This is a genomic window from Acinetobacter sp. YH12021, assembly GCF_013420145.1.
Lineage (GTDB): Bacteria > Pseudomonadota > Gammaproteobacteria > Pseudomonadales > Moraxellaceae > Acinetobacter > Acinetobacter towneri.
In genome coordinates this window covers 1-16,182 of record NZ_VOYT01000028.1, presented here as the reverse complement: position 1 = coordinate 16,182, position 16,182 = coordinate 1, and the positions used below count along the sequence as shown (strand labels likewise).

The window sequence follows — 16,182 nt, the reverse complement described above, 5'->3', positions numbered from 1 at the left end:
GTAGCAGGATCAAACCAAATGGCAATATTTCCGCGACTCATGAGTGCTCGGTTATATGCGGGCCAATTGGTTGTGCGGTAGATTTTGTGTGTAGGCTTCTTCATTTGAAAATTATATCGCTGAAAAACCCTTTACAGATAGGTTTGTGCAACAAAGCCTTTTAAAAGTGATAAATGGCGAGGGGGGTTAATTTCAAAAATGAAAAAGTGTTTTTAGAATTTGCTATTTTTTTTCAAAATTGGCTTGTATAACCTAAGAATCATCAAGAAATCAAGAATAAATAATTTTTTGAAGTATCTTTATTAAAAGGAAGTATATGTATGCTAAAAGTACCAATTCTAGGTGCGGGACGCATCGCTCAGATCCATTCTAAGAGTGCGCTTTTAAATACGCAATGTGAACTTAAACTTATTGCTGATCCTTGGAAAGAAGGCGTAGATAAATTAGCAAATCTATTTGATGGTTTACAGGCCCTTAATCTTGCAGTATGTGCAATGGCTTCAGTTGAAAGTAATAAAGCGATTACTGTGAACTCAAGAGCTCTTCAAGAATTACCAGCAGAGAATATTGGATTATTTTTGTCTTAAGAAATTAATCCTTCTTCATTTTTATTTTTGTACATAAATGAGAAGCATATTGACACATGCTTCCATTAGATGACTATAACTATTTAAAAGGAAGCCGCAATGGATGCGAGTTTAAATAACATAGTGGATAATTCCTCCACTAAAAAGAAAAGGATCTCACTTAAAACAGCTATGCTTTTTGTCATTGCTTGTAACTTTATTTGGGCTTTTTCTCATACACTATTAGATGTCCTGAATAAGCACTTTCAGGATAAATTCAATATTTCGCATGGTGAGTCTGCTTTTATTCAAACTGCCTATTTAAGTGCCTATTTTATTTCTGCTATCCCAGTCGGCTTTTTAATGAAAAAATGTGGCTACAGAAATTCAATTATTGTAGGTTTAACACTATTTGCCGTAGGTTGTATGGGTTTTGTTCCAGCCACTCAAATTGGAACCTTTTCTGCCTTCTTAACAGCAATTTTTATCTTAGCAACAGGTCTAGCTTGTTTAGAAATAGTATGTCTTTTATATGCATCTAAATTAGGTGATCCAGCAGGTGCTGCCCGTCGTTTGACTCTCACTCAAGCATTTGGTGGTCTGGGTGGAATGTGTGGTCCAATCGTTGGTGGTGCAGTGTTTTTCATACCAGTTATGAACATGTCTGGTTTTTCTGTTGAACCTGCAACATTAACATATGCTGTTATTTCACTCCTAATCTTTGCGTTAGTTAGTTATATCATTACTTTGAAATTTCCAGAGCAGTTTCATAATGACTCATCTACAATAGCAAACAATGATAATGTCTTTGAACATTTGCCATTTGCAAAAAATAAAAACCTACATAAAGGTATGATTGGCAAATTCTGTTATACAGGAGCTCATTTCGGAATTGGTGCATTCTTCATCAACTTTGTGCTTGAACATTGGCATGGCATTACCCCAACTAAAGCTGCTTATTTCTTATCTATTGCCATGTTCTGCTACATGATGGGACGTTTCGCTGGCATCGTTGTAATGAAATTCGTTGATCCTCGTAAACTACAAATCTTTAACAGTCTAGTCTGTGCTGCTGGCTGTGCATATGTTGCACTTGGCTATGACTATTCTTCTGTAATCATACTTATTGGTTTATTTTTCTTTAAATCAACACTTTACCCAACTGTGTTCGCAATGGGTGTACGTGGTATGGGGAAAAAATCACAAATGGCTGCATCGTTGATGATTACTATGTTCGTAGGCGGTGCTGTTCTACCACTAGTAATGGGTTATATCTCGGATATGTCAAATATGGCTACAGCCTTTACTGTTCCTATGATCTGTTATCTCCTCATCTGCTACTGCGCCATAACCCAAGACTTAACAGGCTATGACCCTAAACAAGTAGCTTCTCACTAAGTTTTTATTAAGGACAAATCATGAATAGACCAAATTTACTCGCAGCGTATTGGACATTAGCGGGCAATGTTTATCCCGGTGCTCCAACAGAAATTAGCCCATTTTCACTTCAAGAGCGTGTAGAAGCTGCATCAAAAGCAGGCTGGAAAGGAATTGGTCTCGTTTTAAAAGATCTACAAGCAACACTTGAAAAAAGTAGTATTGCAAGTATCCGTCAACTTTTTAAAGACAATGATATTAAATATTTTGAACTTGAAATCTTGTTAGATTGGTATTTGACTGGAGAAGAACGTAAAATATCTGATTATGAACGTTCAAAAATGATTGAGCTTGGTGCTGAACTTGGGATGTGCAATCTTAAGGTAGGTGCTAAACCATTTGAAAACTCGCCAAACACTTTAGAGAATATGTCAGCAGAATTTTCTAAACTGTGTAAAGAGGTTGCTCAAGTTAATGCCAATGTTGCCTTAGAAATTATGCCTTTTTCACGTCTTGCGACTTTGGAAGATGGTTTGAAAATCGTTGATACTGGCGATAGTAATGGGGGCTTGTGTTTAGATATTTGGCATTTGGCGCGAGGTAATATTGATTTTCAAGAAATTAGTTCGGTTCCAGCCCATTTAATTAAATCAGTTGAATTAAACGATGCTACCGAAGAAGTTCAAGGGGATTTATTCAACGATTCTACCCACCATCGTAAATTATGTGGTCAAGGTTCGTTTGATATTCCACTTTTCTTAAATGAAATTGAAAAGACTGGCTTTACCCAACCTTATTATGGTGTTGAACTTATTTCACAAGATCACCGTATTCTTACACTTGATCAAATGGCAAAAAGTGCTTATGAAACTACCATTAATGCATTTAACCTCGTAACAGCTTAATATCCTCCTCCCAATAGTTATTTATTTAGCTATTGGGAGGCTTCGAATTCTTTCATAAATTAGAAAATTGATCACATTTCTACTTAATTTTACCCGTGGATTCAAAAGTTAAGTGCAATACATTTGTAATGGGTTGAGAAAATTAGGTGAATTATAATCATTATGATTTTTTCAACTCACAATTGGAAAGCACAACATGAAACAATACACCCAGCTTTATCAAAATGAAAGATACGCAATTTCTCGCTGTTTTAAAAGTAATAAATCAAAAGTACAATTAGCTCGTTAATTAAACCGTTCCCGTTCAAAATTTTACAGAAAAATTAACCGTAACAAAGGACAGCGTGGCTATCGACCTAAACAAGTGCATCAATTGGCTCAAAGTCGCCGGTATATTCATACTTCAAGTTTGAGACTATTTGCCTATGAGTACATTAATCATCCGTTGAAAGAGCATGGTCTCCTGAACAAATTGCTTCAGCTTTATAAGTACGTAGATAGCTCGATGCTCCATCTCATGAATGGATTTATCAGTATATTTACAGTGATAAGGCAAATGGTGGAGACTTATATAAATGTTTAAGAAGCCAAAAAAACTATAGAAAATAGGGTTTAAGAATAAGGATCGACGTGAGCAACTAGTAAATCGAATGAGTATTTATTACAGACTTAAAGAAATAGATCAACGTGAAAGTCTGGAAGATTTTGAAGGAGATACAGTCATTGGTAAAAATCACAAAGGAGTAATATTTGCCTAGGGTCTGTTGAGAATTAGCGAGAGTTAATTAAACTCGCACACAATTGAATCATGGCTTGAAAACTAGTATCTGTTTTACAACTACGCATTGCTATACGTTTAAATTCTTTTAGCTTACAGAAATAGTTTTCAATGAGATGACGCCATTTATACATAATCGTATCAAATGTCCTCGCTACTTTTCGATTAGATTTGGGTGGGATCACCACTTTCACTTTACGCTCATTTAGTTCTTGGATGAGCCAATCTGCATCAAATGCTTTATCTGCTAATAATGCTTGATAATCAATATCTTCAATTAAAGGTTTGGTTTCTACTAAATCATGATATTGACCAGGCATTAATCGAAATTTAATGAGGTTGCCTAGACTATCCACTAAGGCAAGAATTTTACAGGTCATTCCGCCTCGAGATTTACCTATAGACTGATTGAAAGTCCCCCCTTTGCACCTTGCCCATGTCGATGAACTTTAACAATCGTTCCATCAATCATGGCATATTCCAAATCAGCATCTTCATTTACAGATGCAAAAATAGTTTCAAATACGCCAGCTTTAACCCAGTCACGGTATCTTTTAAAGACAGTATTCCATTTACCAAAGTGAGGAGGCAGATCACGCCATGGACTGCCTGTACGGGCAATCCATAGGACTGCTTCTAAAAATAATCGATTATCTTTTCCACTACGACCTCGATCGGTCACTTTTCCTAGGCAAAAAGGTTCCATTTTTACCCATTAGGCATCAGTAAGTATGTATCTATCCATGATAAATAGACCTCTTGCGAAAGTCGTTATTGCAAGTTAATTCGGTTTACCAGTACAGCGATTAAGTTAATGCGTAAACCGAATCTTTTCCGTCTATTTCGATAGCGTTCACTTAATATTCTAAATGTTTTCAATTGACTATTGATGTGTTCGATCACAACTCGTATTTTTCCAAGCATTTTATTGTACTTTTTCTCAGCATCAAATAAAGGTAAATTCTTATTTTTCTTGATTGGCATCAATAACTTAAATCCCTCTTGTTCTAATCCATAGTACCCTAAATCCGTCAGAACATATTCACAATGTTTAAACTTCTTAACCGTTTTTCTTGCCAGTTTAATATCATGCTGACTGCCATTTGATACATCGATCCCTATGATTTGTTTGCTCTGCGGATGATAGATCACTTGGGTTTTTAGTGTATGTTTCTTCTTTTTACCACTGTAGAACTTACTCTGGTTTTTTTTTCGGGCGTTCTATTGAACATTCTGTCGCATCAACAATGACCCAGTTAAAGCGTTCGTCAGTTGTGGTAAGGCTCCGTTTTGGCAGAGTAAAACGTCTTGATCTCATCAAGGCATCTTCAACCTTTTTAATAGTTCGATTCACATTACTTTCAGCGATATGATAGTGTGCTGCTAACTCCAATTGAGTGCTATAATTTCGTAAGTAATTGAGCGTTAATAACAATTGATCCTCTATAGTTAAAGTATGAGGACGACCTGATTTCTTTTTAAGTGATTCTGCTTTTTCTAAAACATCGAGCATTTCAGTAAAAACTGGTCGAGGTACACCAACCAAGCGCTTAAATTCAGAATCTGAAAAACGGTTTAATTTCTCATATCTCATGAAATCTATATTGAGGCATTTTTTACTTTCGCAAGAGGTCTAATGATTTATAAAAACTGCCTATTATAAAAAACATATAATTTCATTTTTAGAAAAACTGTTTTTAATTAATATTCTTTTAAAATTAATAATCTTCTTTAAAATAAAAACTAGGAAATGAAAGAAAATATTTCAGATCTAAAGTTAATCTAAAATGGAGTTTTATAAATGAGTATATCGCAACAAATTACATTTGATCTACCTGAAGCGGTAATTCTAACAGGAACATCTTCAGGTCTTGGTGAAGCAATGGCAATTGCATTAACCCAATCTAATGTAAAAGTCTTTGGTCTTGATATTGCTGGTAAAACAGCAGCTTTAGACATTTTAGATAATTATGAACATTTCCAAGGTGATATTACCAATCCAGAGTCTTGGGCTGCTCTTATTGAAGCTGTCAAAGTAGGTAATTTTAAACATGTGGGTTTAGTACCTTGTGCGGCTGTAACTGACGTTGATCGTATTCTTGAAGTCACTCCTGATCGTATCAAAAAAGTATTTGATGTTAATATCTTAGGTACAATTCAAGCACTTCAAGCAGCATTACCCTTAATGCTTCCAAATAAGCAAGGTAGCATTGTTTTAATTGGCAGCATCTGTGCAACGTTTGGTGAACAAGGTTTACCAATTTACTCTGCATCTAAAGCTGCTGTTCGTGAATTAGCTCGTACAACATCTTTAGACTATGCTCGTGATGGGATTAAAGTTAATATTGTTAGCCCAGGTCCGATGATGGCAGGCTTATTCAAACGTCATGTAGAATCTGTAAATGATCCAAGCTTCCATCCTAAACGAGCTAATCGCCAACCGTATGGAAAAATTTTGGAAGTAGATGATGTAGCTAAAACAATCTTATTCTTATTATCTTCTGGTTCTAGTGCATTATTAGGTGCAGATCTTATGGCAGACGCTGGATTAACAACTGGTTTTGATTTTTATAGCTAAATGATCCTTATAAATAGGAGAACTAAGATCGTGTCTTAGGCTCCTATTTATTTCTCATGTATGTTTTTGATTAAACCAGCCCTCACCAAACATAAATAAACATAAACCAATAAGCATAATTCCCATTCCAATCGGCTTCCACCAGAATATTGGTCTAACAGGCATTTGGATGAGTCCCAAACTATCAATTAACATTCCCATCACTAATTGCCCAAGAATAAATAGAAACATGGTGTTAGCGATACCTAATTTAGGAGCTAAAAAAATAGAAGTAAATACAATGCTCGCACCAATCGCTCCTCCTATCCAATGCCACCATGGCTGTAAAGTAATACTCTGCGCCACACTTTGCCAATGGGTTTGTGCTAAAGCTATAGCTAACAAACATACCGTACCAACACTAAAAGAAATAAGCGTTGCGATAATAGGTTGTTCTCCTACCCCTTCACTTAATCGACTATTAACAGCTGCTTGGATAGAAAGTCCAGCACCACCTAACAATGCCATCAAAACGTAGATTAAATTCATCAGATCACCCTAATTATATAGTTTCTCTTGAACACGAGTTCCATTGATTATTATAAGAACACCAGTTTTATTAAAGCACGAGATAAAATATTAGATTAGTTATATATTTAAATGACTCATAATTCTCCTCACCATTTTTTAAATATCAGTACTGATGGATTACGTAGTTTTCTTTTAATTTATATTTAAAAAAGCCTTCATAATATGAAGGCTTTCATTATTGAGAATATTTAAAGGACAACTTCTGTCCCGTTCTTTGCAGCTGATTCAAATAATTTTGCTAATATAATAGAAATACTATGTGCTTGTGTTGCAGGAACTTGTGAAGGCTTTTTATTTAGATAAGAATCTAGAAATGCTTTTAATTCACGATCAAAATAAATTGGGTTGCCAATTTCTGCAATTTCTGGTGAATATTCTGTCTTCTTCGTTGCCCAAATTTCAGGGAAACTTGTTTCATGCCACTCAGTCCAACCTTGGGTTGTTCCTTCAACTTTGCCTGTTTGATAGAGCTTATATGATGATGGTAATGAGCGGGATGACATAATACCCTCAGTCCCATAAGCTGTCATATCCCAGCTTTCTGTCCAAGGCAACACATCCCAAGACATAAAATCAACGACCACAATTTTATCATCATAATTTAAAATAGCACCAGCAGCATCCTCTCGCGCTTCTTCACCTTTAAAACCATCAAATTTCGTAATCCGGGCATTCACAGATTTAGGCATACCAAAATGATGAATGACTCGATCAAATAAGTGGCAACCAATAACAAAAAAAGCACCGCCTAAATCACCTGATTGGCGCATGTGAGCTGTTTCTGCTTCATTGTGTGAACATCCAGCATGAGCACGTACTTGTAAAACTTTACCAATTTTACCCTGCTTTAAACAATCTTGCATTGCATTGATGGAAGGAGCAAAACGCCAACAATAGCCAACCTGCACAAAACCATTATATTTTTCTACAGCATCTACGATACGTTGAGTATCTTGTACACCTCTCCCAGCAGGTTTTTCAACTAAAACGGCCTTACCTTTTTCTAAGGCAGCAATAGTCAAGTCTGCCATTTCATAACTTTTAGAATGTACTAAGATTATGTCAATTTCAGGATTGTTTAAGATTTCTTCTTTGGTACGAGCTGTTAAATTTAAAGCACTACAGAAAGGCTCTAAAAGTTCGCTATGATCTGCGGCACCATAAATCTCAATATCTTGACGACGTTGTAGTGCTTTTACTCGTCCTGAAGTATGTGGATGGGTAATACCTAAAAGTGCAACTTTTAATTTCTCTTTTTGCAAAATAAAACTCCTGTAAAGAATTTTCCAATTTTGAATAGATGAAAGTTAGCTTTTTCTAATATGTGTATAAAGAGCTTTTAAGGAAATGATTATTTCAATTTTGAAATAATCATTTGTGAATGCTTTATCAATAATTGTTTAAAGAAGCGATAAACATATTCGATAGATTCAAGAGCGGTTATTGAATAGAGCTCCAGTAACGTTCATATTCTTTGTTTTTAAAGTCTTCGATTAAGAAATCAATAAATAATCTATTTTTAATTGGCATAAATTGCCTACTTTGAAAGGCAATATTGATCTTAAGTTCTGGAAGTTTCCAATCTGTTAGAATTGGAATAAGCCTACCTTCTACAATATCTTGATAAATAATATAAAGTGGTTGAATTAGGATTCCTGATCCGTTCAAAGCAGCTGATCGAACAATTTGGCCATCATTGGTTTCAATAACAGGATCTAATGTAAAATTTTTAATTTCATCATCTTTGCTAAAACTTAAAACTCTAGGATTATTCGCATGACTATAGAGCAAAATGTCATGATTTTGGAGTTCTTCGATAGTTTGAGGTTTGCCTTTACGTTTAATGTAATCGTATGAAGCAGCTAAGATTCGGTCTGTAGTTGCTAGTTTTCGGATAGTCAGGTTTGAGTCAGGTTCAAATTCTCTAGTCCTGATAGCAATATCAATGTTGCTATCAATAATATCATGGTAGCGATTTGCACCAACTAAATTGATTTTAATTTTAGGATAAAGTTTATTAAATTCAGGGATCAATGGAGTGATATGCATTATTGCAAATGAAATTGAGGAAGTTATCGTCACAGTCCCTTCAGGTTCAACTGCAGCATTACTGATTGAGGATTCAGCTTGATCAATTTCGGAAAGTACGGCTTTACACTTTTTATAATATTCGAGTCCTATTGTTGTCAAAGATAAACGACGGGTACTGCGTTCAATCAATCTTACATTAAGCCTACTTTCGAGTGCAGCAATATGTCTGGTTGCAGCAGCATTAGAGATATCTAATTTTTCAGCAGCTTTATTAAGTGTGCCTAGCTCCGCAACAGCAACGAATAACTCCATGCTCGTTAATCTGTCCATATAATCCCTTCCTATTATTTCCAATATGAAATAAAGATTTTCTCAACCAACATTTTATTTCAATAATTAACAGCTTAGCATGAGAAATATAGGAGTTAGATTCATTTTATGGAAAAATTATGAAAAATTTAGATGAAAGAACAATCACGCAAGCTGTTATTGAAAGAAACTCTTCTGCTTCAAATGATCGGTTAAAAGATGTCATGCACTCTTTGGTTCAGCATCTTCATTCATTTGCCCGTGAAGTTCAATTAACTGAAGAAGAGTGGGAAATTGGTGTGAAGTTCCTAACTGATGTTGGGCAAATTTGTAGCCCAACTCGTCAAGAATTCATTCTTTTATCTGACACACTTGGTCTATCCACTTTAGTAATTGCTCAAAACCACAAAAAGCCGATTGGCTGTACTGAAGCAACAGTATTTGGTCCATTTCACGTTCAAGATGCCCCACATTTAGAACTAGGAAGTAATATGAGTGCGGGGGTTAAAGGTACATCTTGGTTTGTTAATGGTGTCATCAAAGGAATAGATGGTCAAATTATTCCTAATGCCGAGATTGAAGTTTGGCAAGCAGATGATGAAGGTTTTTATGATGTTCAGAAAGAACATCTTGAACAATACCAAGGTCGTGCTGTATTCCATGCCGATAAAGATGGTAAATATCATTTTCAAACTATTGTTCCTGAAGCGTATCCAATTCCACATGATGGTCCTGTAGGAAAAATGCTTGAAGCATTAAATCGTCATCCTTGGAGACCTGCTCACTTACATTTCATGATTTCTGCTCCCGGCTATGAGCGTTTGGTAACCCATGTATTTAAAGATGCAGGCGAATATTTGGATTCAGATGCTGTGTTTGGAGTACGAACTTCACTTATTGCGGAATGGGTAAAACACGAGAGTGGAACCACTCCGAATGGTGAATACCAAAATGCGCCTTTCTATACATTAGATTTTGATTTCATTTTAAATAAGGAAAAGGTAGAGGCTGCATAATGATTAATAAAGCTTCGGCTTCTATTGAGGAAGCGCTCTCCCAAATCACCGATGGGTCAACCATCATGATTGGTGGTTTTGGTACAGCAGGCCAACCAGCTGAACTGATTGATGGCTTAATTCAACTTGGCATTAAAGACCTAACCATTGTTAGCAACAACGCAGGCAATGGCGACTATGGTCTGGCAAAGCTACTCAAAGCCAGTGCTGTGAATAAAGTCATCTGTTCATTCCCACGTCAGTCCGATTCTTGGGTCTTCGATGAACTCTATCGTGCAGGAAAAATCGAATTAGAACTGGTGCCTCAAGGCAATTTGGCCTGTCGTATTCAAGCCGCAGGAATGGGACTTGGGGCAGTCTTCACTCCAACTGGCTACGGCACGTTATTGGCTGAAGGTAAAGAAACCCGTCATATCGACGGTAAAGATTATGTCCTCGAATATCCAATCAAAGCCGACTTCGCTTTGATTAAAGCACAGCAAGGCGACCGTTGGGGCAATCTGGTCTATCGTAAATCGGCACGTAACTTCGGTCCGATCATGGCGATGGCAGCCAATGTCACCATTGCACAAGTCTCTGAAGTGGTAGAACTCGGTGATTTAGACCCTGAACACATCATCACCCCTGGTATCTTCGTTCAACATGTGGTGCAGGTACAACCTGAACCTGTTGCTGTGTAAGTAGGAGACTTTCATGAGCTATCAAAAACTCAGCCGCAACCAGATTGCTGAACGTGTGGCACAAGATATTCCCGATGGGGCTTATGTCAATTTAGGCATTGGCTTACCGACCAAGATTGCCAGTTATCTCCCAAGTGACAAAGATGTTTTCCTGCATTCTGAAAATGGCTTATTGGCCTTTGGTCCACCACCAGCAGCTGGTGAAGAAGATCCTGAGTTGATCAATGCGGGTAAAGAATACGTGACCATGCTGCAAGGCGGTGCCTTTTTCCACCATGGTGACTCTTTTGCCATGATGCGTGGTGGGCATTTGGATATTGCCGTACTCGGTGCGTTCCAGATTGCAGCCAATGGTGATTTGGCCAACTGGCATACTGGTGCACCCGATGCGATTCCTGCAGTGGGTGGTGCTATGGATTTAGCCGTGGGTGCCAAGAAAGTGTTTATCACGACAGATCATGTCACTAAGCAAGGTGAACCTAAGATTGTGGCTGAGCTGACTTATCCAGCTACAGGTTTGAAATGTGTCGATCGCATCTATACCGACCTATGTGTGATTGATGTCACACCTGAAGGCTTAAAAGTGATTGAGAAAGTCTACGGTTTAAGCTTTACTGAATTGCAGGCCATGACGGGTGCTCCATTAGTGGATGCGACACAAGGATAATTAATCTCCTCAAATCCCTCCCGACCTCCCTTTTAAAAAGGGAGGAGCTACACGGAACGGATTGAAGAAATAAAGAAGACAACCTAAGAAAGTCCCCCTTTGTAAAGGTGAGAAGCACTGCTTCGCAAGAGGGGGATTGAAAGGACAAGATGAAACATGAAAGACGCATATATCATTGATGCCATCCGTACTCCATTTGGTCGTTATGCGGGTGGACTTGCCCCAGTTCGTGCCGATGACTTGGGTGCATTGCCGATTCAAGCCTTGATGCATCGTAACCCGACTGTGGATTGGTCACAGGTCGATGATGTGATTTACGGCTGTGCCAACCAAGCTGGTGAAGACAACCGTAATGTGGGTCGTATGTCGGCATTATTGGCAGGTTTACCTGTAGAAGTACCTGCAACCACCATCAACCGTTTATGTGGTTCATCTTTAGATGCGATTGCCATTGCCGCACGTGCCATTAAAGCTGAAGAAGCCAACCTCATCATTGCGGGTGGCGTAGAAAGTATGTCTCGTGCACCTTTTGTGATGGGCAAATCGGAAAGTGCTTATGGGCGTAGCCAGAAGATTGAAGACACCACCATGGGCTGGCGTTTTATCAATCCCAAGCTGAAAGCGATGTATGGTGTAGAAACCATGCCACAGACAGCAGAGAACGTGGCACAACAATTTAATATTGATCGTGCAGATCAAGACCAGTTTGCCTTGACGAGTCAAAAGCGCACAACAGCCGCGCAAGCTCAAGGCTTTTTTAAACACGAGATCATTCCAGTGAGCATTGCTCAGCGTAAGGGTGATCCGATTGTTATCGATACGGATGAACATCCACGTGCATCGACCACACTAGAAGGTTTGGCTAAACTTAAGCCAGTCGTCACAGCAGAAGGCACTGTCACAGCGGGAAACGCGTCAGGCATAAATGACGGTGCCGCTGCTGTACTCATCGCCTCAGAAGCAGCGATTGAACAGTACAATCTAAAACCACGTGCCAAGATTATTGCATCTACAGCTGTGGGAGTTGAACCACGGATTATGGGTTTTGCTCCTGCACCTGCGATCAAGAAGCTACTAAAACAAGTCAATCTCACGATTGAGCAGATGGATGTGATTGAACTGAATGAAGCTTTTGCGGCACAAGCACTGGCTGTGACCCGTGATTTAGGTCTAGCGGATGACACGACACAAGTGAATCCAAATGGTGGTGCGATTGCGATTGGTCATCCACTGGGTGCTTCGGGTGCACGTTTAGTCACCACAGCTTTAAACCAGTTAGAACAAACCGGTGGAACCTATGCGCTATGTTCAATGTGTATTGGGGTTGGTCAAGGAATTGCGGTCATTATTCAAAGAGTAGTGACCTAGTTTTACTCGAGAGGGAGTGAATTAGAAAGGATCCATATTTGGGTCCTTTTTAATATTTGAATATGGAATAAAAGTTATTTTTAAGAATAAGAGTTTAGTATATTGGGAAATAAATTATAGAAGTTAATAGCGAGAATACTTATTTATTTAATTTTAAGCTTATGTTTTATTTTATATTTTTTTTATTTTAGTTATTCTTTCATTTTTGAAAATATAATTTCCTAAATCGTTGTTTTTTAATTTTTTTATTAAAGTTAGGATTAAATTGTATATTGAGTTATGAAGAGTGCAATTGATCAAATGGACGATATTTTAATTAAAAATCTGGAAGATGAGCGGTTCAATGCAATCGTTGAAAGACGCTATGAAGATTTTGCCAAACTGGCTCATCCTGAAATGACTTATACCCATACTAGTGGAATTACAGATTCTAAAGAGTCTTATTTAGATAAGTTATTTGGTGGTTTCTATGATTATAAATGGATTGAACACCCAATTTCTAAAATTCAAATTATTGGCGATGTCGCACTTGTTTTTGGTGAAATGCATTCAGAGTTAGTTGCCGGAAATATTCAAAAAAATCTAAAAAATAAGTCATTAGCTATTTGGAGAAAAGAAAATAGTACATGGCTTTTCTATGCTTATCAGCCTACGCCATTGCCATAAGGATATTTGAAATGAAAAATGAATTTATATATGACATCCCTCAGAGTAGAGTGATTTTTGGAGCAGGTTCCCTCAAAAATTTAAAAGCTGAAATAGAGGCCTTAGGTGCAAAAAAGGCGCTAATTTTATCCACGCCTGAGCAAGTTGGATTAGCTGAGAAAATATCAGAATTACTCGGAAATTCTTCTGTAGGGGTTTTTCCAAAGGCTGTCATGCATGTACCAGTAGAAACAGCGAAAGAAGCAGTGGCTGTAGCGAGAGAATTGGGAGCCGACTGTGCAGTTGCAGTGGGTGGAGGTTCAACTACGGGTTTAGGTAAAGCAATTGCTCTTGAGTATGATCTACCAATACTTGCTATCCCGACAACTTATGCAGGTTCAGAAATGACACCTGTATATGGAATCACTGAAAATGGGATCAAGAAAACAGGTAAAGATCCAAGAGTCCTGCCGAAAACAGTGATTTATGATCCTGAACTAACTTTAAGCTTACCTCTTGATATGTCCATCACCAGTGGGATAAATGCAATAGCTCATGCAGCTGAGGGTTTGTATGCCCAAAATGGTAATCCTATTATGTCTTTACTAGCTGAAGAAGGGATTCGTGCATTAGCTGATGGATTAAGACTTCTTAAGAAAAATGATCAAGATATTGAAGCACGTAGCTTGTGTTTGTATGGTGCTTGGTTGTGTGGATATGTATTAGGCAATGTTGGTATGGCTATTCATCATAAACTTTGCCATACGTTGGGTGGAAGCTTCAACTTACCACATGCACAAACACATACTGTCGTCCTTCCTCATGCAATCGCGTACAACGAAAAAGCAGTACCTGAGGCAATGGAGCGAATTAAACGAGCATTAGGCGCAACTGAAAGTACCGCTGCAAATGCACTCTTCGATCTCGTTTCTGAGTTAGAAGGACCTACTACATTGTCTGAGCTAGGTTTAACCGAAGCTGGATTAGATAAGGCAACGGAGATTGCATTATCTAATCCGTACTGGAATCCAGTACCTATCGAAAAAAATGCAATTCGTCATTTATTACAGAATGCCTTTGAAGGGATTCGTCCTAACTAAATTCGTCAATTCTTAATTAACGAGTGTATTACAGCTGATCTATTTATTTAGGTCAGTTGGATAATTATGCCTAAAAAATGGAATTTTAAAATGAAAAAGACGCTATGGATGTATAGTGCTGCACTACTTGTATCTTCACAATTTGTATCTGCAGTAGAAGTGAATGGATATTTCCGAACAGGTATGGGAGGGACAGATCATGGGGACATGCAAGAATGTTTTAAGCTTACAGGTGCTCCATCAAAATATCGATTAGGTAATGAATGTGAGCAGTATGGAGAGATATTTGCATCACAAGAATTAGCCGAGCTTTCGGATCATTCGAAGATTAGTATCAATGGTATGATGCAGTTTTATAATGACTATGGAAAATCTTTAAAATTTAGTGGGGATAGTGGCTATACCAGAATGAACCAAATTTATATAGATTGGACTAACGTTTCATTCTTGAATGGTGGTAATTTTTGGGCTGGACGTCGTTACTATAATCGAAATGATATAAACATGTCTGATTTCTTTTATTGGAATGAAAGTGGTACAGGTTTTGGTATTGATCATTATAAATTAGATAATTTTGCATTAAGTTATGTTTTTTCAAGAAAAGACGATTTGTTCCAAGATAAATATATCAATAGACATAATTTCACAGTGAGCGATATTAAATTAAATGAAACAAATAAATTGAATTTAGGCGTGTCTTATATTGATGATGACAATGATGGTTTGGCATTTACTATTCAAAATATTACATCAAATGTCCTTAATGGTAAAAATACTATTGCATTTCAATATGGTGAAGGACCAGGTATCGGGCTTGGTTATACTGGAGATGTAAGTCTAAATCGTGACAATACTGCAATCCGTATACTTGATATATTAGATTGGCAAAGTCCGAATAAAGTAATTAATGGGCAAGCTCAGATACTTTATCAAATTAATGATTACGAACAACAAGAAAATGCAAAGTGGCTATCTATCGGTACTCGAACATCATATGTAGTAAGTGATCATTTTAAGTTAACTGGTGAGATTGGTTATGATCAGATCAAACAAGGTGATGAAACTCGTGATTTGACAAAGATAACATTTGCCCCAACATTTACTCTCCATGGGAATGGATACAATGATCGACCTGAGCTGCGACTGTATTATACATATGCTTTTTGGAATGCATCTGAACAAAGGATGAGGGATTTGGTAAATCCAAATAGTAGTTTTTATAATACGTCCAGTGGTTCAAATATTGGAGTTCAATTAGAACATTCATGGTAATTAATACTTAAATTACTTTAAACCAATTTTTGAGGGCTTCTTTATAATTTTCGAATGAAGAAGCCTGTATTGAATTGTAATGTGTACTGATTTTATTGAAGAGAGTGTATTTAAATTTAGGAGTCAAATCTAATACTCCTTATCATAGTATGTTGCTTGAAACTATGAAGAGAAAACTTAGCTAGAGGTGGTTCCACTTGTTTGAACAACTAAAAGCGTATTTATAAGTGATATTCCGCTCTAGTTAAGCCACCTTGTTTTGTTGGGGTAGCTGATCATAGTAAAACTCATTTGGTGTCATTTTGTCTAGACTTGAATGA

General features: G+C 37.3%; 16 protein-coding genes and 1 pseudogene. 11 read left to right on the top strand and 6 right to left on the bottom strand.

Translation table 11 applies throughout. The features are described from left to right. Window positions 1–104, bottom strand: a pseudogene (locus FTT91_RS13515) (IS5/IS1182 family transposase); the annotation flags it as partial. Window positions 105–320: 216 nt separating this feature from the next. Here FTT91_RS13515 and FTT91_RS13510 point away from each other — a divergent pair. From FTT91_RS13510 to FTT91_RS13500, 3 genes are all read left to right on the top strand, one after another. After that, the gene (locus tag FTT91_RS13510) at window positions 321–587 is read left to right on the top strand and encodes a hypothetical protein (RefSeq protein WP_180169637.1); all 267 of its coding nucleotides are present in this window, start codon (window positions 321–323) and stop codon (window positions 585–587) included. 99 nt (window positions 588–686) lie between these two features. Next, window positions 687–1,964 (top strand): MFS transporter, encoded by a 1,278-nt coding sequence (locus FTT91_RS13505; RefSeq protein WP_180169636.1) that lies wholly within the window; start codon window positions 687–689, stop codon window positions 1,962–1,964. 20 nt (window positions 1,965–1,984) lie between these two features. Further along, on the top strand, window positions 1,985–2,848 hold the full coding sequence (locus tag FTT91_RS13500; RefSeq protein ID WP_180169635.1) for a sugar phosphate isomerase/epimerase: 864 nt from the start codon (window positions 1,985–1,987) through the stop codon (window positions 2,846–2,848). A gap of 771 nt (window positions 2,849–3,619) precedes the next feature. On the opposite strand, the gene FTT91_RS13495 is transcribed toward FTT91_RS13500, so the two are convergent. Both FTT91_RS13495 and FTT91_RS13490 read right to left on the bottom strand, forming a co-directional pair. Beyond that, window positions 3,620–4,332, bottom strand: a protein-coding gene (locus FTT91_RS13495) for an IS5 family transposase (protein WP_257229602.1) whose coding sequence is annotated in 2 segments (ribosomal slippage) — window positions 3,620–4,035 and window positions 4,035–4,332 — 714 coding nt in all. Because the reading frame shifts where the segments join, the coding sequence is not laid out codon by codon here. Window positions 4,333–4,397: 65 nt separating this feature from the next. Beyond that, window positions 4,398–5,220, bottom strand: a protein-coding gene (locus FTT91_RS13490) for an IS5 family transposase (protein WP_180169634.1) whose coding sequence is annotated in 2 segments (ribosomal slippage) — window positions 4,398–4,838 and window positions 4,840–5,220 — 822 coding nt in all. Because the reading frame shifts where the segments join, the coding sequence is not laid out codon by codon here. A gap of 207 nt (window positions 5,221–5,427) precedes the next feature. On the opposite strand from FTT91_RS13490, the gene FTT91_RS13485 reads away from it, so the two are divergent. Next, a complete protein-coding gene (locus tag FTT91_RS13485) occupies window positions 5,428–6,204 on the top strand; it encodes an SDR family NAD(P)-dependent oxidoreductase (protein WP_180169633.1) in 777 nt (258 codons plus the stop codon). Between the two features lie 54 nt (window positions 6,205–6,258). Here the strand turns inward: FTT91_RS13485 and FTT91_RS13480 are convergent, their stop codons facing one another. From FTT91_RS13480 to FTT91_RS13470, 3 genes are all read right to left on the bottom strand, one after another. Continuing rightward, window positions 6,259–6,732, bottom strand: coding sequence for a DMT family transporter (locus FTT91_RS13480; RefSeq protein ID WP_180169632.1), 474 nt, complete (start codon window positions 6,730–6,732; stop codon window positions 6,259–6,261). A 230-nt stretch (window positions 6,733–6,962) separates the two neighbouring features. Continuing rightward, a complete protein-coding gene (locus FTT91_RS13475; protein ID WP_218952057.1) occupies window positions 6,963–8,036 on the bottom strand; it encodes a Gfo/Idh/MocA family protein in 1,074 nt (357 codons plus the stop codon). A gap of 178 nt (window positions 8,037–8,214) precedes the next feature. Next, window positions 8,215–9,135: a LysR family transcriptional regulator gene (locus tag FTT91_RS13470; RefSeq protein WP_180169631.1), complete on the bottom strand. Its 921-nt coding sequence runs from the start codon at window positions 9,133–9,135 to the stop codon at window positions 8,215–8,217. 119 nt (window positions 9,136–9,254) lie between these two features. On the opposite strand from FTT91_RS13470, the gene FTT91_RS13465 reads away from it, so the two are divergent. The 7 genes from FTT91_RS13465 to FTT91_RS13435 all read left to right on the top strand — a co-directional run bounded on the left by FTT91_RS13465 (window position 9,255) and on the right by FTT91_RS13435 (window position 15,862). Next, a complete protein-coding gene (locus tag FTT91_RS13465; RefSeq protein WP_180169630.1) occupies window positions 9,255–10,130 on the top strand; it encodes an intradiol ring-cleavage dioxygenase in 876 nt (291 codons plus the stop codon). After that, window positions 10,130–10,810 carry a 3-oxoacid CoA-transferase subunit A gene (locus tag FTT91_RS13460; RefSeq protein ID WP_180169629.1) on the top strand — a complete coding sequence of 227 codons (681 nt, stop codon included), beginning with the start codon at window positions 10,130–10,132 and terminating at the stop codon, window positions 10,808–10,810. Before FTT91_RS13465 ends, FTT91_RS13460 begins: the two co-directional genes overlap by 1 nt. 13 nt (window positions 10,811–10,823) lie before the next feature. Continuing rightward, the gene (locus tag FTT91_RS13455) at window positions 10,824–11,477 is read left to right on the top strand and encodes a 3-oxoacid CoA-transferase subunit B (RefSeq protein ID WP_180169628.1); all 654 of its coding nucleotides are present in this window, start codon (window positions 10,824–10,826) and stop codon (window positions 11,475–11,477) included. A 156-nt stretch (window positions 11,478–11,633) separates the two neighbouring features. After that, a complete protein-coding gene (gene pcaF / locus FTT91_RS13450; RefSeq protein ID WP_180169627.1) occupies window positions 11,634–12,845 on the top strand; it encodes a 3-oxoadipyl-CoA thiolase in 1,212 nt (403 codons plus the stop codon). Between the two features lie 279 nt (window positions 12,846–13,124). Continuing rightward, window positions 13,125–13,511, top strand: coding sequence for a nuclear transport factor 2 family protein (locus tag FTT91_RS13445; protein ID WP_257229601.1), 387 nt, complete (start codon window positions 13,125–13,127; stop codon window positions 13,509–13,511). Window positions 13,512–13,522: 11 nt separating this feature from the next. Beyond that, the gene (locus FTT91_RS13440; RefSeq protein ID WP_180169626.1) at window positions 13,523–14,590 is read left to right on the top strand and encodes a maleylacetate reductase; all 1,068 of its coding nucleotides are present in this window, start codon (window positions 13,523–13,525) and stop codon (window positions 14,588–14,590) included. Between the two features lie 90 nt (window positions 14,591–14,680). Continuing rightward, window positions 14,681–15,862 (top strand): carbohydrate porin, encoded by a 1,182-nt coding sequence (locus tag FTT91_RS13435; protein ID WP_180169638.1) that lies wholly within the window; start codon window positions 14,681–14,683, stop codon window positions 15,860–15,862. Window positions 15,863–16,182: the final 320 nt, after the last annotated feature.